Source organism: Williamsia sp. M5A3_1d, assembly GCF_053345315.1.
On record NZ_JBKEZX010000001.1, the window covers coordinates 375,081 to 395,971 of the forward strand.

Annotated in this window: 23 protein-coding genes; 12 read left to right on the plus strand and 11 right to left on the minus strand. The window is 69.1% G+C overall.

Annotation, left to right across the window (positions count from 1 at the left end):
* Positions 1-68 precede the first annotated feature (68 nt).
* Positions 69-1,226: an acyl-CoA dehydrogenase family protein gene (locus ACLBW1_RS01895; RefSeq protein WP_447809753.1), complete on the plus strand. Its 1,158-nt coding sequence runs from the start codon at positions 69-71 to the stop codon at positions 1,224-1,226.
* Between the two features lie 10 nt (positions 1,227-1,236).
* On the opposite strand, the gene ACLBW1_RS01900 is transcribed toward ACLBW1_RS01895, so the two are convergent.
* The 4 genes from ACLBW1_RS01900 to ggh form a co-directional block, all read right to left on the minus strand.
* On the minus strand, positions 1,237-1,563 hold the full coding sequence (locus tag ACLBW1_RS01900; protein WP_447809754.1) for a hypothetical protein: 327 nt from the start codon (positions 1,561-1,563) through the stop codon (positions 1,237-1,239).
* Positions 1,564-1,611: 48 nt separating this feature from the next.
* Positions 1,612-2,622 carry a hemolysin family protein gene (locus ACLBW1_RS01905; protein WP_447809755.1) on the minus strand — a complete coding sequence of 337 codons (1,011 nt, stop codon included), beginning with the start codon at positions 2,620-2,622 and terminating at the stop codon, positions 1,612-1,614.
* Positions 2,619-4,010: a hemolysin family protein gene (locus ACLBW1_RS01910; RefSeq protein WP_447809756.1), complete on the minus strand. Its 1,392-nt coding sequence runs from the start codon at positions 4,008-4,010 to the stop codon at positions 2,619-2,621. The genes ACLBW1_RS01905 and ACLBW1_RS01910 overlap by 4 nt, the downstream gene beginning before the upstream one ends.
* Before the next feature lie 85 nt (positions 4,011-4,095).
* Positions 4,096-5,436 carry a glucosylglycerate hydrolase gene (gene ggh / locus ACLBW1_RS01915; protein ID WP_447809757.1) on the minus strand — a complete coding sequence of 447 codons (1,341 nt, stop codon included), beginning with the start codon at positions 5,434-5,436 and terminating at the stop codon, positions 4,096-4,098.
* A gap of 102 nt (positions 5,437-5,538) precedes the next feature.
* Between ggh and ACLBW1_RS01920 the strand changes: the two genes are divergently transcribed.
* From ACLBW1_RS01920 to ACLBW1_RS01930, 3 genes are all read left to right on the plus strand, one after another.
* Positions 5,539-6,237, plus strand: coding sequence for a YceI family protein (locus tag ACLBW1_RS01920; RefSeq protein ID WP_447809758.1), 699 nt, complete (start codon positions 5,539-5,541; stop codon positions 6,235-6,237).
* 95 nt (positions 6,238-6,332) lie between these two features.
* Positions 6,333-6,959 (plus strand): TetR/AcrR family transcriptional regulator, encoded by a 627-nt coding sequence (locus ACLBW1_RS01925; RefSeq protein ID WP_447809759.1) that lies wholly within the window; start codon positions 6,333-6,335, stop codon positions 6,957-6,959.
* 35 nt (positions 6,960-6,994) lie between these two features.
* Positions 6,995-7,672 carry an SDR family oxidoreductase gene (locus tag ACLBW1_RS01930; RefSeq protein ID WP_447809760.1) on the plus strand — a complete coding sequence of 226 codons (678 nt, stop codon included), beginning with the start codon at positions 6,995-6,997 and terminating at the stop codon, positions 7,670-7,672.
* A gap of 6 nt (positions 7,673-7,678) precedes the next feature.
* Here ACLBW1_RS01930 and ACLBW1_RS01935 read toward each other — a convergent pair whose 3' ends face one another.
* Positions 7,679-8,050, minus strand: coding sequence for a nuclear transport factor 2 family protein (locus tag ACLBW1_RS01935; RefSeq protein ID WP_447809761.1), 372 nt, complete (start codon positions 8,048-8,050; stop codon positions 7,679-7,681).
* A 163-nt stretch (positions 8,051-8,213) separates the two neighbouring features.
* Between ACLBW1_RS01935 and ACLBW1_RS01940 the strand changes: the two genes are divergently transcribed.
* Together ACLBW1_RS01940 and ACLBW1_RS01945 are read left to right on the plus strand one after the other, a co-directional pair.
* The gene (locus tag ACLBW1_RS01940; protein ID WP_447809762.1) at positions 8,214-9,320 is read left to right on the plus strand and encodes a diguanylate cyclase domain-containing protein; all 1,107 of its coding nucleotides are present in this window, start codon (positions 8,214-8,216) and stop codon (positions 9,318-9,320) included.
* Between the two features lie 53 nt (positions 9,321-9,373).
* A complete protein-coding gene (locus ACLBW1_RS01945; protein ID WP_447809763.1) occupies positions 9,374-10,522 on the plus strand; it encodes a GGDEF domain-containing protein in 1,149 nt (382 codons plus the stop codon).
* Between the two features lie 3 nt (positions 10,523-10,525).
* Here ACLBW1_RS01945 and ACLBW1_RS01950 read toward each other — a convergent pair whose 3' ends face one another.
* The 3 genes from ACLBW1_RS01950 to ACLBW1_RS01960 all read right to left on the minus strand — a co-directional run bounded on the left by ACLBW1_RS01950 (position 10,526) and on the right by ACLBW1_RS01960 (position 12,769).
* Positions 10,526-11,395, minus strand: a complete 870-nt coding sequence (locus tag ACLBW1_RS01950; RefSeq protein ID WP_447809764.1) for an LLM class F420-dependent oxidoreductase — start codon at positions 11,393-11,395, stop codon at positions 10,526-10,528.
* Positions 11,396-11,399: 4 nt separating this feature from the next.
* Entirely contained in the window at positions 11,400-11,900 is a 501-nt protein-coding gene (locus tag ACLBW1_RS01955; RefSeq protein ID WP_447809765.1) for a DUF427 domain-containing protein, read from the minus strand.
* Positions 11,901-11,971: 71 nt separating this feature from the next.
* The gene (locus tag ACLBW1_RS01960; protein ID WP_447809767.1) at positions 11,972-12,769 is read right to left on the minus strand and encodes a DAPG hydrolase family protein; all 798 of its coding nucleotides are present in this window, start codon (positions 12,767-12,769) and stop codon (positions 11,972-11,974) included.
* A 264-nt stretch (positions 12,770-13,033) separates the two neighbouring features.
* Between ACLBW1_RS01960 and ACLBW1_RS01965 the strand changes: the two genes are divergently transcribed.
* From ACLBW1_RS01965 to ACLBW1_RS01980, 4 genes are all read left to right on the plus strand, one after another.
* Positions 13,034-13,621, plus strand: a complete 588-nt coding sequence (locus ACLBW1_RS01965; RefSeq protein ID WP_447809768.1) for a TetR/AcrR family transcriptional regulator — start codon at positions 13,034-13,036, stop codon at positions 13,619-13,621.
* 335 nt (positions 13,622-13,956) lie between these two features.
* The gene (locus ACLBW1_RS01970; RefSeq protein WP_447809769.1) at positions 13,957-15,180 is read left to right on the plus strand and encodes a hypothetical protein; all 1,224 of its coding nucleotides are present in this window, start codon (positions 13,957-13,959) and stop codon (positions 15,178-15,180) included.
* A 73-nt stretch (positions 15,181-15,253) separates the two neighbouring features.
* Positions 15,254-15,745: a hypothetical protein gene (locus ACLBW1_RS01975; protein ID WP_447809770.1), complete on the plus strand. Its 492-nt coding sequence runs from the start codon at positions 15,254-15,256 to the stop codon at positions 15,743-15,745.
* A complete protein-coding gene (locus ACLBW1_RS01980; RefSeq protein ID WP_447809771.1) occupies positions 15,742-16,623 on the plus strand; it encodes a hypothetical protein in 882 nt (293 codons plus the stop codon). The genes ACLBW1_RS01975 and ACLBW1_RS01980 overlap by 4 nt, the downstream gene beginning before the upstream one ends.
* Here ACLBW1_RS01980 and ACLBW1_RS01985 read toward each other — a convergent pair.
* A complete protein-coding gene (locus ACLBW1_RS01985; protein WP_447809772.1) occupies positions 16,620-17,165 on the minus strand; it encodes a CGNR zinc finger domain-containing protein in 546 nt (181 codons plus the stop codon). The genes ACLBW1_RS01980 and ACLBW1_RS01985 overlap by 4 nt on opposite strands.
* A 25-nt stretch (positions 17,166-17,190) precedes the next feature.
* On the opposite strand from ACLBW1_RS01985, the gene ACLBW1_RS01990 reads away from it, so the two are divergent.
* Complete coding sequence (locus ACLBW1_RS01990; protein ID WP_447809773.1) at positions 17,191-17,394, plus strand: hypothetical protein; 204 nt, start codon at positions 17,191-17,193, stop codon at positions 17,392-17,394.
* A gap of 107 nt (positions 17,395-17,501) precedes the next feature.
* Positions 17,502-19,820: an endopeptidase La gene (lon, locus tag ACLBW1_RS01995; protein ID WP_447809774.1), complete on the plus strand. Its 2,319-nt coding sequence runs from the start codon at positions 17,502-17,504 to the stop codon at positions 19,818-19,820.
* Between the two features lie 57 nt (positions 19,821-19,877).
* Here the strand turns inward: lon and ACLBW1_RS02000 are convergent, their stop codons facing one another.
* Together ACLBW1_RS02000 and ACLBW1_RS02005 are read right to left on the minus strand one after the other, a co-directional pair.
* Positions 19,878-20,567, minus strand: a complete 690-nt coding sequence (locus ACLBW1_RS02000) for a cation transporter (protein ID WP_447811108.1) — start codon at positions 20,565-20,567, stop codon at positions 19,878-19,880.
* Entirely contained in the window at positions 20,558-20,887 is a 330-nt protein-coding gene (locus ACLBW1_RS02005) for an ArsR/SmtB family transcription factor (protein ID WP_447809775.1), read from the minus strand. The genes ACLBW1_RS02000 and ACLBW1_RS02005 overlap by 10 nt, the downstream gene beginning before the upstream one ends.
* Between the last annotated feature and the right edge of the window lie 4 nt (positions 20,888-20,891).

The window sequence follows — 20,891 nt, forward strand, 5'->3', positions numbered from 1 at the left end:
CGCATCCGGTTAACATCGATTAACCGATCGCTCGTGGTCGGGATCCCAGACCCGAGGGGCAGCCTGACATGACCACCACCGACTTCGACCTGTTCGCACTCCCCGAGGAACACGTCGCGCTGCGCGAGGCCATCCGGGATCTGTCCGAGAAGCAGATCGCGCCGCATGCGGCCGAGGTCGACGAGGATTCTCGCTATCCCGACGAGGCTCTCGCGGCACTGAGCGCGGCGGGTTTCTCGGCGCTCCACGTCCCCGACGAGTTCGGCGGGCAGGGCGCCGACGGCGTCGCGGTGTGCATCGCGATCGAAGAGGTCGCTCGCGTGTGTGCCGCCTCGTCGATGATCCCCATCGCGAACAAGCTGGGGACCACGGGCCTCATCCTGCGCGGCTCCGACGACCTCAAGAAGCAGGTTCTCCCCGACATCGCGGCAGGCGAGGCCGTCGCCGCCTACGCACTGTCCGAACGCGAGGCCGGGAGCGACGCCGCAGCCATGCGGACCCGGGCCCGCGCCGACGGTGACGGCTGGGTGATCGACGGCGCGAAATGCTGGATCACCAACGGCGGCAAGGCCACCTGGTACACGGTGATGGCGGTGACCGATCCCGAGAAGGGCGCCAACGGCATCTCCTCGTTCATGGTGCACAAGGACGACGAGGGATTCGTGGTCGGTCCGAAGGAGCGCAAGATGGGCCTGCACGGATCGCCCACCGCCGAGATCTACTTCGAGAAGTGCCGCATCCCGGGCGACCGGATCATCGGCGAACCGGGCACCGGGTTCAAGACCGCGCTCACCACGCTCGACCACACGCGTCCCACCATCGGCGCGCAGGCCGTCGGCATCGCGCAGGGCGCACTCGACGCCACCATCGACTACGTCAAGGGCCGCAAGCAGTTCGGGAAGTCGATCTCGCAGTTCCAGGGTGTCGAGTTCATGATCGCCGACATGGCGATGAAGATCGAGGCCGCGCGTCTGCTGGTCTATTCCGCCGCCGCCCGCGCCGAACGGGGCGAGTCGGCGTTGGCCTTCCAGGCGTCGGCGTCGAAGTGTTTCGCCTCCGACGTCGCCATGGAGGTCACCACCAACGCCGTCCAGCTGTTCGGCGGCGCGGGCTACACCCGCGACTTCCCGGTGGAGCGGATGATGCGTGACGCCAAGATCACCCAGATCTACGAGGGCACCAACCAGATCCAGCGAGTGGTGATGGCTCGCGCACTGCTGCGCTGACGGGTTCGAGCTAGAAACAGAACTGACCCGGGCTCGTGGCGACCCAGGCCACCATGCCGGCGGCCGCGGCCACGGCGAGCACGGCTGCACCGATCGTCACGACCGTCCGCCTGAGCCCCGCCACCACGAGGAACGGGCTCGCCCACACCGAGACCGTCATGACCTCCCACCAGACCCCGTCGGCAGATGCGTGCAGTTCTCCGCCGTCGCAGCTGGTGTCCGCCGCGAAGAAGAACCCGATCGCCACGAAGGGGTAGGCCAGAGCGGTCCATCCCGCCACCACCGCGACCCAGGCCAGGACACGACGCACTGTGCGCAACTCCACGGAAATCTCCATGTCGATGACGATGCCCGACCTCGCGGTCCCGCGAATCGGGGGAACTACTCAGGCGACCGGCGTCGAGGGCAGGAGGCGGTCGACGACATCGGTGAGAGTGACGATCCCGCGCACCTCACCACCGGGCGACCGCACCACCGCGAGATGCGTGCGGGACTCCCGCATGGTGCGCAACACCTGGTGTACCGGCTCGTCGGCGTCGACCCACAGCGGCGACCGCATGATGTCGCCGGCGGTCGATCCCTCAGGCGCGGTGAGCCCGTCGCGGACGTGCACCACCCCGACGATCTTGCCCGCCGCCCACACCAGCAGCCGCAGGTGTCCGGTGGTGTGTGCCGCCGAACGGATCTCGGCCATCGGCGACCCGACATCGACGGTGGCCGGGACGGACTCGGAGACGATGTCGCCGACGGTGAGGCGTTCGATCTCCAGGGCGCTGATCAGGCGGCCGTGGTAGCGCTCGTCGAGGGTGCCCACGGTTCCGGAGTGTTCCACGAGGTGTCTCAGGCCGTCGGTGTCCTGGGTGCCGTCGGTCTGGTCGACCGGCTCCACCCCCACACGTCGCAGGCACCAGTTCGCGGCCGAGTTCAGCGCGACGAGCAACGGTCGGAAGACCCACATGAAGCCTCGCATCGGGATGGCGAGAAGGGTCGCCGAGCGCTCCGGGTGGGCGATCGCCCAAGACTTCGGCGCCATCTCGCCGACCACCAGGTGCAGGAACGTGACGATGATCAGGGCGAGGACGAAGCCGATGACGTCGGCGATCCACAACGGGGCGCCGAGACTCTCGAACTGCGGTGTGAGCCAATAGTGCACAGCGGGTTTCGTGACCGCACCCAGGGCGAGGGTGCACACGGTGATGCCGAGCTGCGAACCGGCCAACAGCAGCGACAGGTCCGACGCACTGCGCAGCGCGGCACGCGCCGCACGACTGGTGGGTGCCGCATCCTCCAGACGACTGCGGCGCGCGGCGATCAACGCGAACTCGATCGCCACGAAGAACGCACTCGCGGCGATGAGGCCCACGGTGACGAGGACGAGAACCCAGGGATTGCTCATCGCTTCGTCTCCATGGTGTCGGTGTGGTCGAGGCCTGCGGGGCGTTCGCGAACAGTCAGCCGGGCGTGTACCCGGGCGGGGACCATCCGTTCGACGGCGACCACGGCGACGGCCAGTTCGCGGACCGGGGGATCGTCCTCGTGAACGAGATCGGCGGCGTCGCCGAGCAATTCGATGGTCACGGTGCTCCCGCACTCCGGGAAGCCGCCGGCGGCATGGATCGCCGCACCGGCGAGTGTCTCGTAATCGCCTGCGGGCAGGCGGTATCCGATGATGCGCTCCACCTCGTCGATGGGCATCCCGCCGGGTAGCGACCAACCGTCGGTCGGCGACCCGCTGATCTGGACGGGGGTGTCGGTGTCGTGCTCGTCGGCGATGTCACCGACCAGCTCCTCGGCGATGTCCTCGACGGTGACGATGCCCGCGAAGCCGCCGTACTCGTCGATGACCATCGCCATCTCGGCGTCCGCCTGGTCGAGCGCGGTGAGCACCGCGGGCAGCGGCAGCGTCGTCGGCACCATCACCGCGGGGCGCACGTGGTCGCCGGCGACGCCGTGGGGTTCGTCGACGAGCAGGTCGTGCAGCGTGATCACACCGACTAGGTCGTCGGGGTCGTCACCCATCACCGGGTACCGGGTGTGGCCGGTGCCCATCGCGGCGAGCACGGTCGACACGTCGTTCGACGCGGCGACGGTGTCCACCCGGGAGCGCGGGATCATGGCGTGGACCGCTGTGCGGCCGGGGAAGTCGAGGATCCTGTCGAGCAGCGCCGAGAGGTCCGGCGCGAGTTCGCCGGTGGCGCGTGATTCGGCGACGATGTGGGCGAGGTCGCGCGGTGTCGCCGAGTGCTCGACATCGTGTACCGGCTTGATGCCGAGGACCTTGAGCAAGACGTTCGACGACTGGTCGAACAACCAGATCAGCCAACCGAACATCGACAGGTACAGCGTGGTCGACCGGGCGAGCCACTTCGCGACGGGCTCGGGTCGAGCGATCGCCAGGTTCTTCGGGAACAACTCACCGAACAGCATCTGCACCACGGTCGACAGCACGACCGCGACGACCGTACCGATCGCGACTCCGATGGCGGCGCCGAAACCGATACCGCCGAGCAGCTCGCCGACCCCCTCGCCGATCAACGGTTCGGCGACGTAGCCGACGAGCAGTCCGGTGACGGTGATGCCGAGCTGTGCGCCCGACAGCATGAACGAGGTGCGGCGGGTCACGCCGAGTGCGCGCTGCGCGCCACGGTCGCCGGCAGCCGCGGCGGCGGCGAGGCGCGACCGGTCGACCGCCATGTAGGCGAACTCCTGCGCGACGAAGTAGCCGGTGAACGCGGTGATGATGAGCACCACCACGATGCCGGCGAGGATTCCCAGGATCGTCACGAGAGTTCTACGAGCGATGCCGGGTAAAAGTTCCTTTACGCTTCACGGGCCTGTCGCGCCACCCCTCGTGCCTCGGCGATCGGCGTCAGTCGAGCCAGTCGAGCACCGCGGCCGCGGTCCAGCTCTGCTGCATGCTGCCCAGTGGCTCGCCGGTGAACGGTTCGTAGTACTCCGCGAACGACCCGTCCTGCGCCTGCCGCAGACCCTCCTCACGCAGGCGCGCCGACTTCTCCGGCCACCCGCGGCGGGCGAAGGCCCACGAGAACAGCCACGTCATCACCGGCCACACCGGTCCACGCCAGTACTCGCGCGGTTTGAAGTCCGCGGCGATCGGTGAGTTGCTCGGTGGGACGGCGTATTTCAGATCCGGATGACCACAGAACCGCGGTCCCTCGAACATCCGCATCAGCGCCCGCTCGCGATCGCGGGGCAGACCCCCGCACAGCAGCGGCGCGAACGACGCGATCGTCTCGGTGTTGACCCATCGACCCGCACGCAGATCGAAGTCGCGCGCGGCGCCGGTCCGTTCGCTGGTCGCCGCGACGACGCCGGCACGGAATCGGTCGGCCCACGCGCGGAGGTCGCGGACGTCGGACCGAGGTTTCGAGTAGTCCTCCCCGATGGTGGCCAACACGTCGCACGCGACGGCGAAGATCGCACTGACGAAGACGTCCTCGACGGCGAAACTCATGACCGACGGCAACAGCGCGTCGTCGTAGCGCACGCGCTTCATCTGCTCGACCAGCCAGAGGTAGCGGTCGTACTCCAGATCGGTGGGTCGCATCGTCAGGTCGGCGACGTGCGACAGGTCGGCGCGGGTGTACGGCGGGAGATCGGCGCCGGGAACGACGTTGCCGTAGGCCGCATCCCACCGGGGCGAGTTGTCCATACCCGATTCCCACCCGTGGAACAGCGTGATCCGACCGCGCCCCTGGGGATCCCGTGCGTGGGCGAGCCACCGGTGCCACCGCATCAGGTTCCCCCACCGGCGGTCGATGAACTCGTTGGCGGCCTGCCGGGTGGTGCGGCCGCGCCGGCGCGACTGATCGAGGATGCGCTGAACTGCGATCGCGTGCACCGGGGGTTGGGTGATGCCGGAGGTGTCCGCCGTCGTCGGCGCGTGCTCCGCGAGACGAGCGACCTCCCAGCGCGCCGGTCCCGGGAAGTAGCCGTCGCGACCGTTCGCGAACACGATGTGCGGGATCATCCCGTTCGACCACTGCGCCGAGAGCAGGGTGTCGAGTTCGACGACGGCGCGTTCGACACTGAGCGGTGCCAGTCCGACGGCGACGAATGCCGCGTCCCAACTCCACATGTGGGGGTAGAGCCTCGGGGCGGCGCTCGTCATCGTGCCCAGGTCGTTGCCGCGCAACAGGTATGCCGCGCGCGCCGACAACTGGGTCGGGGTGAAGCCGAGGTTCGCCACCTCGCCATTCTGCGCGACCGGTCGACCCCTCGCTCGTCACACGTCGTTCACAGGTTGCTTAGGTAAGGTTTGCCACACCTTCTGACGACGGATGTGAGCACGATGAAGAAGAAGCTGCTGTGGGCCGCCGGGATCGTGGTGGTGATCGCGATCGTCGCGTTCGCGGCCGGACCGTGGGTCTACAAGAACTGGATCGTCACCGACGCCGACGCCGAACTCGCGCTGCCGTCACAGACCCAGGGCGCGACCGTCGACGTCGCCGGGAACTGGAACGTGGTCGCCGGCCCGAGCACCGAGGACGCGCGCACCCAGGCCGGGTACCGCGTCGACGAGGTGCTGCGCGGGGAGAACATCACCGTCAACGGACGCACGACCGAGGTGTCCGGCGGCATCGCCGTCACCGGGACCACCCTGGAGTCGGGCACCATCACCGTCGACGTGGCCTCGATCCGGAGCCCGGATTCGTCCCGCGACAACCGTTTCCGCGGGGAGAACATCATGGACACCGCCGCACATCCCACCGCGACATTCACCGTCACCAGACCCGTCGACATCTCCGGCGTCCCGGCCTCGGGTGCGCGCGCCACGGTGCCGGCGACAGGCACCATGACGATCAAGGGTGTCGAGAGGCCGGTCACCACCGATCTCGCCGTCGCCCGCTCCGGATCCTCGGTGATCGTGCAGGGCTCGATCCCGGTCACCTGGTCCGATTTCGGGGTCCAGGCACCGTCGATCGGGGACTTCGTCACCGTCGAGAAGACCGGCAGCATCGAGTTCCTGGTCAATCTGGCCAGGTCATGACCGTTCGCGCTACGCCGCTCGAGGCCACGGCATCGGTAGCGTGGAGCGGATCATCATCACCGTCGACCCACCAGCGGCTCGCCGAGAGGACTCCTGTGACCGTCACGCCTGACGCCGAACCCACCGACACCCGACGCACCGGCTACCGGCGGCGGCTGATGGACGGCATGGCCGAGGCGTTGGCGGCGTCGCCGTATCGCGACGTCACGATCGGCGACGTGGTGAAGCGGGCGCACACCTCCCGCCGCACGTTCTACGAGGAGTTCCGTGACCGCGACGACTGCTACTTCGCGCTGCTCCGGTCGGTGCACTCGGTGATGCTGGCCGAGGTCGCCGCGGCGGTCGATCCGCAGTCGGACTGGAACGAGCAGATCCGGCAGGCCGTCACCGCGTACTTCACCGCGGTGGCCGCACACCCCGCCGTCATCCGCAGCTGGGTGCGCGAACTGCCGTCGCTCGGCGATCCCGCCGTCACGCTGGCGAGTCGTCCCCGCGACGAGTTCATCAACCTGCTCATCGGACTCAGCGCAACCGACGAGATGCGCAACGCCGGCTTCCACCCGCTGTCGGTCGACACCGCGCGCTTCCTGGTCGGCGGGGTGGAGGAGATGACCGCGCTGGTCGTCGAGGACAACCGGCCCGTCGGCGAGATCGTCGAGGTCGCGGTCGAGGCCGTGACCGCCGTCGTCGGGCTGGCGCGCACGCAGACCGCCGACGCCTGAGACATCCCTTCGACGGTCGTGCCTATCGTGGGGCCATGCCCACCGCCCTCATCACCGGTGCGAGCCGCGGCCTGGGTGCCGCCATCGCACGTGCCCTCGCGCCCACCCACGACCTGTTGCTCGGCGGTCGGCCGTCGGCCGAACTCGACGATCTCGCCGTGGAGCTCGAGGGGTCGTCGACATGGCCGGTGGAGCTGACCGACCACGACGAGGTCGAGGCGGCCACAGAGGCGATCACCTCCCTCGACGTCCTCGTGCACAACGCCGGGGTGGGAGGCATCTCCTCGGTGGAGGAGACGCCGGCCGAGGAGTACCGCCGGATCATGGAGGTCAACTTCATCGCCGCGGCGGAGCTCACGAGGTTGCTGCTTCCCGCGCTGCGTGAGGTTGACGGACACATCGTGTTCGTGAACTCCGGCGCCGGCCGCACCGCGCGTCCCGGGTGGAGCGCCTACGCGGCGAGCAAGTTCGCGCTGCGCGCGTTCTCGGAGTCGCTGCGTGAGGAGGAACCCGACCTGAGGGTCACCTCGGTGTTCCCCGGACGCATCGACACCGACATGCAGCGCGAACTCGTCGACATCGAGGGCGGCGACTACGACGCCACCCGGTTCCTCACGCCGCAGACCGTCGCCGCGGCGGTGGCGCAGGCGATCGCGACGCCGCGTGATGCGCACCCCACCGAGATCGTGTTGCGCCCCACCGGGCGTCGATGAGCGCTATCAGATCTGCTTGAGATCGGTCGCGGGGTCCCACACCGCCCGCATGCTGACGACGCGGCCCTCGTCGTCGAATCTCATGATGTCGACCGGCGTGACCTCGAACTTCGCGTCGCCCGCCGCGGTCACCAACGAGAACTCGAACACCGCGGTGTCGCCGGCGATGCGCATCCACTTCAGCTCCGTCGACCGCTCGAGCTGCGCGATGACGCCGTAGAACTCGAGCAGCGCCTCGCGGGTCGACTTGATGTCGCTGCCGATGGGGTCCTCCACCGTCGCGGACTCGGCGTAGAGGTCGACGACCTGTTCGGCGGTCCCCGATCCGACCAGCTCCACATACGCCTTCACCGCATTCGCGATCTGCTCGCTGCTCATCGATCACCCTTCTCGAAAACTAGAACGTGTTCTATCTTTTCGAGCAGAGTAGATCACGCCTCGCCCCGATTCGACCCGATCCGCTCCCGGATCTGACCGCCGCCCTCGGACGGCTTCGTGTTACGCACCCCAAAACACGACGTCGTCGTAGACAATCGTGGTCGTGCCGACAAACCGTGGGGGATCACTGTCGGGGGGACCGATGGATCCGGGTGGTCGCGCCCGTGCGCTGTCGACCGGGATCGCCGTGCTTTGTCTGCTCGCCGCGGTGGGCTGGACGGTCGCCGCCGTCGCACCCGGGGGCCCTGATTCGGGTGTGCGCGTGGTCGGTGCGATCGTCGCGATCGCCGTCGCGATCGCATCCGCCGTCCTCTGGGCCACCCGCCGATGCACCTCGGCCCGATCGCTTCTCGGTTTCGTCGTCATCGCCGACCTCGCGACGCTGCTCGCGGCACTGGTTCCCGCGGACCCTCGCGTCGGACTCGCCGCGACCACCACGCTGGTCTTGCTGGGGACCTTCACGGCGGGCTATTCGGTCCGAGCCGTCGTCTACGTGCAGGCATTCGCGGCGGCCGTGATCATCGTCGCGACCGTGGCGGTCGGCGTCTCGCAGTCCGCCGCGTCGGTGCCCGATCTGGCTGTCTTCGCCGTGGAGGCGGCAGTGGCCGCCGTCGTGTTGCCGCTGATACTGCATCATGGGTTCGCGGTGGCCGGGAACAGGCACCTGACCCAGAGAGGCGAGCCGATGCGCGATCCACTGACCGAAGTCCTCACCCGACACGGTCTGTACTCCGCTGCGTCGACCGGGCTGACGGCCCTCAACCGCAAGGACTACCTCGTGGTGGTCCGCGTACACCTCGACCAGTTCCACGACATCGCCGTCGGCGACGGACACGAACGCGGCGAGCAGGTGCTCAAGCGGGTCGCCGATCGCCTCGCACAGGGCGTGCGCGGCGGCGACTTCGTCGCCCGCACCGGTGACGCAGAGTTCTCGGCCCTGGCCGGTGTCACCCACGAGGGTGTCGAGATCTTCGCGAACCGCTTCCGCGAACTGGTCTTCGACGTGAGCGACCCGGTGCCCGTGAGCGCCAGCGTCGGCGTGGCGTTCACCCCCACCCCGATCGACTCGGCCGACGTACAGACCCCCATCGACGACCTGCTGCACCGTGCCGGCGTGGCGATGCAGTCCGCGCAGGACGCCGGCGGTGACCGCGTGGAGATCGACTGGAGTGCCGTTCCCCCGGTGGTCGCCGGTGGTCCGGACGCGTGACCGCCCACTGATTTCCCCCGATCGAGGTCGGCACACGGCGTAGCGTTCATCCGGTGCGCGACGCCGTGGGGGAGATGCGCCGTACCGTCGTGCATCTGGCGGCAGCGGCCTGGAGCAAACCTGACCGCTTCGGGTGGTTCTCCGACTACCTGGAGATGCATTCGCTCCGCTCTTTCGTCCGTATCGCCGTCGCCTTCACCACCGCGCTGACCTCGTGCATCCCGTTCATCAACATGGCAAGCCCTGACGGGGCTTCGAGTGCGGTCCGCTACACGACGGCCGTCATCGCCGGCGGCGGCGGTTGCGTCCTGGCCGTGCTGTGGTTGACGACGCCGTGGCCCGATCGACGGCGATCCATCGCTTTCGTCGGTGCGGCCGACGCGTTCATCGCCATCGGGTTGTTCAGCGACAGTGCTCCGCTGGCGGGGTTGACCGGCGCGACGCTCTTCGCGGTCGTCGGCGGGTACTGCGCCTTCTTCCACGGGACCCGCGTCCTGGTGGCACACATCGCCACGGTCATGCTCGTGACCGTCGTCTTGGCCACCATGACCGCCGTCGGGGGCGATCCGGCCATGGCCATCAGCAAGGGCATCGTGGTGGTCCTCGCCAATCTGGTGATCCCGGCGACCTCGCAGGTGCTGCTCGGCATGCTCAGCTCCGACTCGATCGAGTCGCGCCGGGATCCGTTGACGCAGTTGCCCAATCGGCGCGGTCTCGAGCAGGCGGTGGCCTCGGTCGGTCGCTACCGGCCGCGTGGGCACGACGATGTCGTGGCCGCGATCGTGTTGGATCTCGACGCGTTCAAGCGTGTCAACGACGCCCGCGGGCACGAGTGCGGAGACCTGGTGCTCGCCGAGACGGCACGCCGCCTCGCCGAGGTCATCGGCGACACCGACATCCCCTGCCGGATGGGTGGCGAGGAGTTCGTGGTGGTCGCACGACGACCCCTGGGCGAGGTGGCCGTGCTCGCCGAGCGGATCCGGTCGGCCGTTCCGGCACCCAACCAGGGTTTGCGCGTCACGGCCAGCGTCGGGGTGGCGTGGGCCGACGCCGAGGCGATGTCGGCCGACAGCGCCGCCACGGTGGTCGAGAACCTCATCCGCTCGGCCGACCGCGCGATGTACGACGCCAAACGTTCCGGGGGCAACCGGGTACGCCTGCACACCGATCCCGACGACGCCGCCGACTCCCGCGCGGGCTGAGCCTCAGATCGCGTCGAGTCGCGGCTTGACCTGTTGCACAACCGATTCGACCCAGCCTGCGGGATCGTCGGATGCGGGTCCCACGAACACCTGACCGACGCCGAGCGCGGCGTAGCGCTCCATCTCGGCGAGGAACGCATCGGTGTCGGCGAGGGGGTCGGTGGCGGTGATGATGGTGCGCAGGATCGTGGACGGATCGCGATTCTCGGTGGCGCAGTGCCCGTCGAGCACCTCGATCTTGTGACGCACCTCGTCGACACCGGTCGCGAAGAGGTTGCACATGTCGGCATGGCGGGCCACGAGGCGCAGCGTCTTCTTCTCGCCACTGCCGCCGATCATCAGCGGCGGACCCGGCTGCGACAACGTCGGCGGGTTGTTGAGGGTCTCGGCCAGCCGGTAGTGGGTGCCTTCGTAGGGACCGGTGTCCGAACTCCACATCTGCCGACAGATCTCGATGGTCTCCTCGAGGCGTTCGAAGCGCTCCGACGTCGACGGGTAGGGCACGCCCAGCCCGTGGTGTTCGCGTTCGTACCAGGCCGCACCCACCCCGAGGAGCGCCCGCCCCTGCGACAGCACGTCGAGGGTCGCCACCGTCTTGGCCAGCAATCCGGGATGGCGATAGGTGATGCCCGTGACCAACGTGCCGAGTTGGATTCGCTCGGTCTGTCCCGCGAGGAAGTTCAGCACCGAATAGCCCTCGAGCATCGGCTCGTCCGGACCGCCCAGGTTCTCCATCTGGAACCAGTGGTCCATCACGGTCAGTGTCTCGATGCCGCCCTGATCGGCTGCGCGTGCCGCGCCCGACAGCGCCCGACCGAGTGCAGCCGGGCCGCCGGGCAGGGTCATGTTGGACAGGTGCACTGCGAGTTTCACGCCCTCACCACCCCATCGATCCGGGGATGCCCTTGAACGGGCCGGCCACGGTACTGGTGACCCAACCGCCGTAGAAGCCTCCCGGCTGCGGGGTCACGGTCTCGCCGTTGACCGTCGCGCGGTCGACCTGCGCGGCCATCACCGCGATCGCGCCGCGCAGATCGACGAAACCCGGTGTCGGGTCGAGATACGTCCACGCCGCGCGCGGGGCTCCCGCCTCGGGGGTCACGAGGTCGAAGTACGACGCCTGGCCCTTCCACTCACACCACGAGGCGCCTTCGGTCTCGCGCAGCACACCGTCGACGAACGCGGCGCGCGGGAGATAGTAGGTGGGCGGGTGGCTGGTCTCCAGTACGCGCCACCCTGCGGTGGTCGAGGCGATCTCGATCCCGCCGAGCTCGATCGTGATCGATCCCGAGAACGGTTCCAGGCGTGGCGGTCGCGGGTAGTCCCACACCGATTCCTGTCCGGGAGCGGGCTTGTCGGGCGTGGGTCGGCGCATCATGCGACCAGCCTACGGACGCTGCCTACATCGCTGACCGGTCAACGCAGACCGTGCGACTCAGACGGGTCGACTCAGACGCGGAACTCGCGGTAGATCTCGGGGAGGAACTGCGCGAGGTGGTTCATCTCCTGACCGCAGTGCATCAGCAGGTTGCGGGCGAGGTCGATGCCCAGGAACAGGTCGCTCGGGTCGACCGACGCGCCGCGTGCCACCGCGCACGCCGCCTGCGGGAGATCAGGGACGTGCAGTCCCCGGATGTTGAGGTAGAAGCGGCTCCGCATCTCCGCCCCGCCGGGGATCGGACGCACCTGGTGGGCGAGCCATCCGAGATCTACCGGGGCGATGCTGCTCCCGACCCGCCCGTAGATGATCGTCTGGTCCGACGGCACGGTGAACCCGTTGGCGACCGGGTCGCGGAAGTCGATCCCGAGCTGCTGCAGCTTGGGCCCGACGAGCTCGTCGACGTAGCTGGTGTTGCCGATGTACTTGGCCTTGTCGGAGATCGGGGAGGTCGTGCGGTTCTGTCGCAGGGCCGCGTATTCGTGGGCGTCGGGGTGCCAGAGTTTGTAGCGCGCCGATTCGATGGAGTGCCAGCCGAACCACCAGTCCCACATCGCTGCGGTCACGCGGGGCATCTCGGTGCGACACGCGACGAAGAGGACCCCGTCGGACCGCTGCCCGTAGCCGACCTCGATCGGCGAGTATCCCGACGGGCCGAGATCGCGCGTGAGTCGTTCGAACTCCGGGATCGACGCCGCCGGCAGCGGTGGGCCCGCGAACGCGGTCCGCACGACCTGTGGCGCCGGATCGGTATGGGGCGTGAAGTATTTCGCGTATGGCTTGGCGCGGTCGGCCTCGCGATAACCCACATAGCGCTCCGCGCAACTCTGTGTGATCGGGCCCTCCGACGAACCCGTCGGTGCCGCCCCCGCGACCGGGCCACGGCCGAGTGTCATCGCGGCCGCTGCCACCCCGGTACCGGCTGCGCCGAGGAGTGTTCGCCGATTCGGAGTCCAGTTACTCAACATCCGTTGAGCGTAGAGGTTCGGTCACATACGGTCAACGAATCCGTTGCCGATCAGCCCCTTCGGTCGCTCCTGCATTGTCGTCGGACGATCTCGGACCGTAGGTTCATGAGCGTGGAGGAAGCCCAGAGCAGTGCCGACCGGCCCAGTCGCCGTGACGTGATCATGGCTGCCGCGGTGACCGTTCTGGCCGAGCGCGGGCCACGCGGTCTCACCCACCGTGCGGTCGATTCGGCGGCTGGGCTGGGGGCGGGCGCGGTGAACTATCACGCCCCCTCGCGTGCCCGCCTGCTGTCCCTCGCCGTCGAGGAGGTGTTCCGGCGCGACCTGGAGACCGCCGCCCGACATTTCGCCATCGAGCGCTGGACACACGACGTCGTGGTGACGGCCGTCGTCGGGTTCGTCATCGAGATGACCTCCGAGCCGAACCGCAACCGCATCATCGCGCGACACCACCTCCGCGGGGAGGCTCTGACCAACGACGAACTACGCGATGCGTTCGACGTGCAGCAGGCGGGGTTCGTCGGGCTGGCGCAGGCCGGATTCGAGACGTCGGGCCGCCCGATCGACATCGCTGCGGCCGAACTGTTCCGGATGGCGGTCGACGGACTCATGACCCGCCAGGTGATGTACGGCAGCACGCCCATGGGGCACGAGCAGGTCGTCGCCATCGCGGAGCTCATCGTCCCGCGGTGAACCGCCGCGAGGCGGGGTCGGTCATGTCGGTTCCGGCCCGCTGGATCCGATCACCGCGATCCGTATTCGGACTTATGCACAGGGTCGTGTTGAGCAGCTACGGAGCGCATGATTGACTTCCTTGCACAAGCTTCCGATGCGGTGATTCCCGAGAGCTGTCCATGCGCTCTCGGAGGGGTGTTCATCGATCACCGCCGGGGTCCTGGTGTTCGTCTGTGGACACGAGGAGGTAACACGCCGCGTGTGTCTTTTCGCTCGACCCGCCGTCGCCGGCCCCTGCCGGCGCCTGACCGATCACGAGGAGAGTGACCGTGTCGCTTCACCATCCGCAGAGGGTGACCCGGACGACCGCCGGAGTCGTGCTCGCCGCCGCCATCGCCGCGGGCGCCGCGGGCCAGGCGTTCGCTGCGCCCCCCGGAACCGCTCCCCCGTCGACCGACATGGCCCCGGGTATCGCCCCTCCCGCCCCGACACCTCCGCCGGCCCCGACCCCGCCGGCCGCGCAGGGACGCAGCATCATCCCGGCGCCGACCTATGACGCGCCCGTCATCTACGAGGACTCGCCCGACTACACACCGCCGGTCTACTCGGGCACCTACAACCCCGTGCCGCCGACCATCACCGCGCCCAAGCCGACGAAGCCGGTCAACCCCGTGCTGCCCCGGCCCGGCGTCATCAAGCTCGGCAACTTCCGCACCGCGCAGCCCGCGTGGCTCTCCGACGCCGACGCCCGGAACCTCAACGGCCAGGCCGCGACCATCGAGGCCCGCACCGCGACCTACTACGAGTCCATCGGCTTCCCGAAGGATCAGGCCGCGCGTACCGCTGCGTCGACGACCCTGGGCGTTTTGGTCGGCGGCACCGCGGGCGCACTCGCCGTCGGCATCCCCGCGGCGGCGGTCGGCGCGATCGTCGGTCTCCCAGTCGGCGCCGGAGTTGGCGCAGCCGCGGGCGCGATCACCGGTTTGGTGGTCGGCGCACCCGCGGGGCCGCCCGGATCCGCCGCTGCCGCAGGCGCACTGGCTGGCCCCGGCGCTCTCATCGGTCTCGCTGCAGGACCGGCTGTCGGAGCTCTCGCGGGCGGTGCCGGCGGCGGAATCGTCGGCGCGACTGTCGGTGGACTCATCGGTGGTGCGATCGGTTACGCCGTCGGCGCCGGTGACCCGGGCGCCGATCCGAATGCGCCCCTGGGTGGGGCCACGCGTGAGGATCCTCGCAAGTCGAAGCCGGCTCCGCCGAACCCCGACGCGAACCAGTACGAGCTGCACCTCGATCGCTCGAACCTGCCCGGCGGCGACAAGGTCGACTACGTGGTGGCCAAGAACGGTGACGTCACCGGTCAGGTGAAGATCGGTGCGGTGAACGTGCCGATCAAGATCGATCACCGTGCCGCCGACGCGCCCTTCCAGGCCGCCGGCGTGTTCGCTCAGACCGCTCGTGACTCGGTGACGGCTGCGGTGATCAACTTCGGCAAGGAGGCGCAGCGTGCGTTCCCGGGGCTGGAGATCTCCTACCCGCAGTACGTCGGCGCGCCGGCGGGGGGCCGACACCGCCAGTGACACCCACGTGATCACGTGCGACCACGCCTCCAGGCCACCCTCTCGCCACCCGGCGAGATCGGGTGGCCTGGTGGTGTGTGCCGTCATCGCGTTGCTCCTCGGCCTCACCGCGTGTGGCGACGACTCCGCGTCCGCGCCGGTCGTGACCATGCCGTCGGGATCGACCTCGGCGGCGTCGATCCCGGCCATTGAGCCGCTGCAGTGCGACCCCTCCACCGCGGCTCCCGGCGAGACCGTCACCAACAGCCAGGGTGGCCACGATTCGGCGCTGTCGGTGGTCGCCGACTACCACTGGGCGATCATCACCGCCCGCGACAAAGCCCGTGCGACCGATGCCATCGCGACCGGTGCGGCGATGGCATCGCCCGACTTGATCTCCCAGGCGCTCGAGGGGTACCCGCCGGGCACCACCTACTGTCTGCGGATGCGCCAGACCCGGCCCGACACCGTGCTGCTCACCCTCAACTACCAGCCCCCCGCCGGCGCCGCCGCAGAGTATCGACTGCGCGCGACGGTCACGGGTTCACCGGGTGACGTCCGGATCGCCGGCGAGGTGGAGCAGTGACCGACACCCCCGACCACCGACCGGACGATCAGCCCTACCATCCCGACCTATCGGCGTCGCCCCCTGGCGATCCCGACACCGATCCGTTCGCCGCGCAGCCGGCGCCCGGACCGGCCGACGCTCCCCCGCCCCGCGTCCTCCCGCCCGAACCCCCGTGGTTCGCCGGCGCCGATCCGGGTCCGCCGCGCGGCTCTCCGGAGGCGCCGTCCTGGGTGCCGATGAACACCGACCCGTCGCAGAACTGGTCGGAGACGCTCGAGCAGATCGCGGTACGGGGCTCGCGCCGTCGCTCCCGTGGCGGCAACCGACGTCGCATCGCACTCATCGCGGGCGCCGTGGTCGTCGTCGCCGGGATCGCCACGGGTGTCACCGTGTTCGCCCTGTCATCGGGATCGGGATCGACGGTGTCCGGCGCGGGCGGCTCGGGCTCGGGCTCGGGTGCGACCGTGCCGGCTCAGAACAACGCGGCTCCTGCAGACGGACCGCAGATCCCGTTCTGCACCACCGGAACCGACGGTGCGGTCACGACGATCGACGAGCGCGCCGACCCGACCTCACCGACCGGAGCGGTCGCCACATTCCTCGCGGCCGCGATCACCGACAAGTCGCCGGTGGCCGCGCGCGCGGCGATCTCCGACACCGCGCCGGTCCCGACCGTCATCGAGTTGCAGCGGTGGATCTCTGCGTTGCCCCAAGGGACCGACGCCTGGTGTGCGCGCGTCACCCTCACCGACTCGGCCGCACGCGTCCTCGTGGACGTCCGCGTCCGCACCCCTGCGGCCGTCGCCGACGTGGCGCGCGGCGACGCCTTCTACGTCTCCTCGGACGGATCCGATCGCTGGAGGATCGACGCGATCGTCGCCGGCGACAGCCCCTAGCGCCGCTCCGACTGTGTCCGGGCTCGATGTCGGCGCACCGCAGCGCGATTCGCGCACCGCACCGAACAGTACCGCTGCGTCCCGTTGCGGCTGACGTCGACGATCACCCTGTCGCACTCCGCTCCGCCGGGAAGACCGGCGGCGCATCGTCCGATGCGGTGCATCCCGCGGGTGGTGAGGTGCAGCGCCGTCCCCACCGAGATGACCGCGGTGAGAACGTGAGCGAGTGACTGATCCCGATCCCGATAGTGCAGATGCCACCCCTCGTCGTCGTGGTTGGTCAGCCTCGGGTAGGCCGCGGCGACGCTCATCGTCTCGTTGAGCAGACGCGCGCGTTCGTCCTCGGTGGGGGCGTCGACCATCCGCAGCCACTCGTCGATCACCTCGCGGGTCCGCGCGTGGTCGTCGGGGCGGGTCTCGAAGCGACCGGTCATCCCGAACTCACGTGCTCGGGCCTCGATGCCCGCACAGTCATCGGGCCAGTCGTCGGCCAACGAGGCCGCCAGGAGGACCGCATACTCGCCGTAAGGGTTGAGATGCATAAGACCATGACATCACAGTGGGTGCATGCACACCTCACCGATCGAGAACTCGACCCTCGGCCCGAAACGTCGGACGCACGAACACGCATGGGTCACCGAATCCGCCCACCGCACCAGCGACGGGACGGTGCACTACGTCCGGTGCGCCGACTGCGGTACGCGGCGGGTCGACATGGCCGCGAGGTCCGAGGAGCCCCCGACCGCGGTCAGCACCACCGTTTCCGACTGAGATCGTGCGCGACCACCCGTTCTGCTCACAACGAACACCGGACTTGAGCGGGAACAGATCAATCCCTCCGGCCAGTTGAGCGAATCAGACTGAACCCTGGAGGAAGAATGCGCGACACCCGCTTACCCGTTCTGTTCCTGACCGATCCCATCCTGCTGCCCGGCATGGTGGTCCCCATCGAGCTCGATGACGCGGCCCGCGCCGCGGTCGACGCCGCTCAGGCGACCGATTCACAGAAACTGCTGGTCGCGCCTCGACTCGACGACCGCTACCCGTCGTACGGCGTGATCGCGTCGATCGTGCAGGTCGGACGCCTCGGTGGAGGCCAGCACGCCGCCGTGGTGAAGGGCGAGGTGCGTGCCCACATCGGTTCGGGCACCACCGGCCCCGGCGCCGCTCTGTGGGTCGAGGTCGACGAGGCCGCCGAATCGAGCGTCACCGACGAGACCCGCGAGCTCGCCGCCGAGTACAAGAAGCTCGTCCTGGCGATGCTGCAGCGCCGCGAGGCATGGCAGGTCATCGATTCGGTGAACAAGCTGACCGACCCCTCGGCCCTGGCCGACACCGCCGGCTACGCGTCGTACCTCACCGACGTGCAGAAGCGTCAGCTGTTGGAGACGCCAGACGTCGTCGAGCGGTTGCGGACCCTGATCACGTGGACCACCGACCATCTCGCCGAGGTCGAGGTCAACGACAAGATCGCCGGCGACGTGCGCGACGGCATGGAGAAGACACAGAAGGAGTTCCTGCTGCGTCAGCAGCTCGCCGCCATCCGCAAGGAGCTCGGCGAGGGTGAGCCCGACGGATCCGACGACTACCGCGCACGTATCGAGGCGGCCACGCTGCCCGACAACGTGCGCGAGGCGGCCCTGCGTGAGGTCGGCAAGCTGGAACGTTCCAGCGAGCAGTCGCCCGAGAGTGGTTACCTGCGAACCTGGTTGGACACCGTGCTCGACCTCCCGTGGGACACCACCACCACCGACTCGACCGACATCGCGGCGGCGCGCGAGATCCTCGACGCCGACCACCACGGCCTCGAGGACGTGAAGGACCGCATCGTCGAGTACCTCGCGGTGCGCGCGCGACGGGCCGATCGCGGCCTGCAGGTGGTCGGCGGCCGCGGTTCCGGTGCGGTCATGTTGCTCGCAGGTCCTCCCGGCGTCGGCAAGACCTCGCTCGGCGAATCCGTCGCCCGGGCACTGGGCCGGAAGTTCGTCCGCGTCGCCCTCGGTGGCGTGCGCGACGAGGCCGAGATCCGTGGCCACCGACGGACCTACGTCGGTGCGCTGCCCGGACGCATCGTGCGTGCGATCGGCGAGGCCGGGTCGCTGAACCCGGTCGTACTGCTCGACGAGATCGACAAGGTGGGCTCCGACCAGCGCGGCGATCCGGCCGCGGCCCTGCTCGAGGTACTCGACCCGGCGCAGAACCACACGTTCCGCGACCACTACCTCGATCTCGATCTCGACCTGTCCGACGTCGTGTTCCTCGCGACGGCCAATGTGGTGGAACAGATCCCGTCGGCGCTGATCGACCGCATGGAGCTAGTCACCCTCGACGGCTACACCGAGGACGACAAGGTCGCCATCGCTCGCGACTACCTGCTCCCCCGCCAGCGCGACCGCGCCGCGCTCACCGCCGACGAGGTCACCGTGACCGACGAGGCGCTGCACAAGATCGCGGCCGACTACACCCGCGAACCGGGCGTGCGACAGTTCGAGCGGTTCCTGGCGAAGGCGATGCGCAAGGCGACCACGAAGCTCGCTGCAGACGACACCGCCCTGGTGATCGACGAGCCCGACCTGGTCGACTACCTCGGCCGACCGCGGTTCACCCCGGAGTCGGAGGAACGCACCGCGGTGCCCGGCGTCGCAACGGGTTTGGCGGTCACCGGCATGGGTGGTGACGTCCTGTTCATCGAGGCGTCGTCCACCGTGGGTGACGCGGGGCTGACCCTGACCGGTCAGCTCGGCGACGTCATGAAGGAGTCGGCGCAGATCGCGCTGTCCTACGTCCGGTCGCACGCGGCGCAGCTCGGTGTCGACCCCTCGGCGCTGGATCGCAAGATCCACATCCACGTCCCCGCGGGCGCCACCCCGAAGGACGGACCGTCGGCAGGCGTGACGATGGTGACGGCGCTCGTGTCGATGGCGACCGGCCGTCGCGTTCGAGCCGAGGTCGGGATGACCGGTGAGGTCACGCTCAACGGTCGGGTGCTGCCGATCGGTGGGCTGAAGCAGAAGCTGCTCGCGGCCCAGCGGGCCGGTCTCACAACGGTGTTCGTCCCCATCCGGAATGAGCCCGATCTCGACGATGTCCCCGCCGAGGTCCTCGACGCGGTCGACGTGCGGCCGATGACCGATGTCGCCGACATCATCCTCGCCGCACTCGAAGACGAGTCTGAGGCGACGACGATCGCCGCCTGATCGGGGAGACGGACAGCGCCGCATCGCGGAAGCGATGCGGCGCTGTCGCACACGGGGTCAGTCGCAGCAATCGCAGTCATGATCTGACGCCGTCACCCGACCGGGGACCGCCGGGGCACAGCACGTCTCGCCCCTCCAGGCGTTGCGACCCTCGCGAACCGCGATCGCGGCGATGACCAGAGCCGCGACCGGATCAGCCCACGCCCACCCCAGGGTCGAGTTGAGCACCAGACCCACCAGCACGACCGCCGACAGGTAGGTGCACAGCAGGGTCTGCTTCGAGTCGGCCACCGCCGACGCCGAACCCAGCTCACGTCCCGCGCGGCGTTGTGCGTACGACAGCACCGGCATCACCGCGAGACTCAGTGCGGTCAACGCGATCCCGACCGCCGAGTGCCGGGCATCGGCCGCACCGAGGAGGCCGCGCACGGCATCGACCGCGACGTAGGTGGCGAGTGCGAAGAACGAGACCGCGATGATGCGCAACGCGATCTTCTCCCGCGCCTCGGGATCCTTCCCGGCGAACTGCCATGCCACCGCGGCGGCGGACGACACCTCGATCACCGAATCGAGCCCGAAACCGATCAGCGACGTCGACGACACCCGCGTCCCCTCGACGAGCGCCACCACCGCCTCGATCACGTTGTAGGTGATGGTGATCGCGACAAACCATCGGATCCGTCGGGACAGCAGCGCCCGCCGCTCGGCCGACGCGGGCGTCTCGACCCGGATCGTCATCAGCAGCATCCTCGGGCGTCGGAGTCGGGACAACACGCCGGGTCGACGGAGAGTACGACCCCCACGAGGTCGTGGAGTGCACGCCCGATACGGGCGTCGGCGAGGTCGTACCGGGTGCGTCGACCCTCCGGCGTGGTGACCACCAGTCCACAGCCGCGCAGGCACGCCAGGTGGTTCGAGAGGACCTGTCGTGACACGCCGATCTCGACCGCCAGGTCCGACGGATAGCCCGGCGCGTCCGCGAGCCGCATCAGGATCTGGGTGCGGGTCGCGTCGGACAGCGCGTACCCGAACCGGGCGACGGCGTCGTGTCGAAGCGCGGTGGTCATGGCC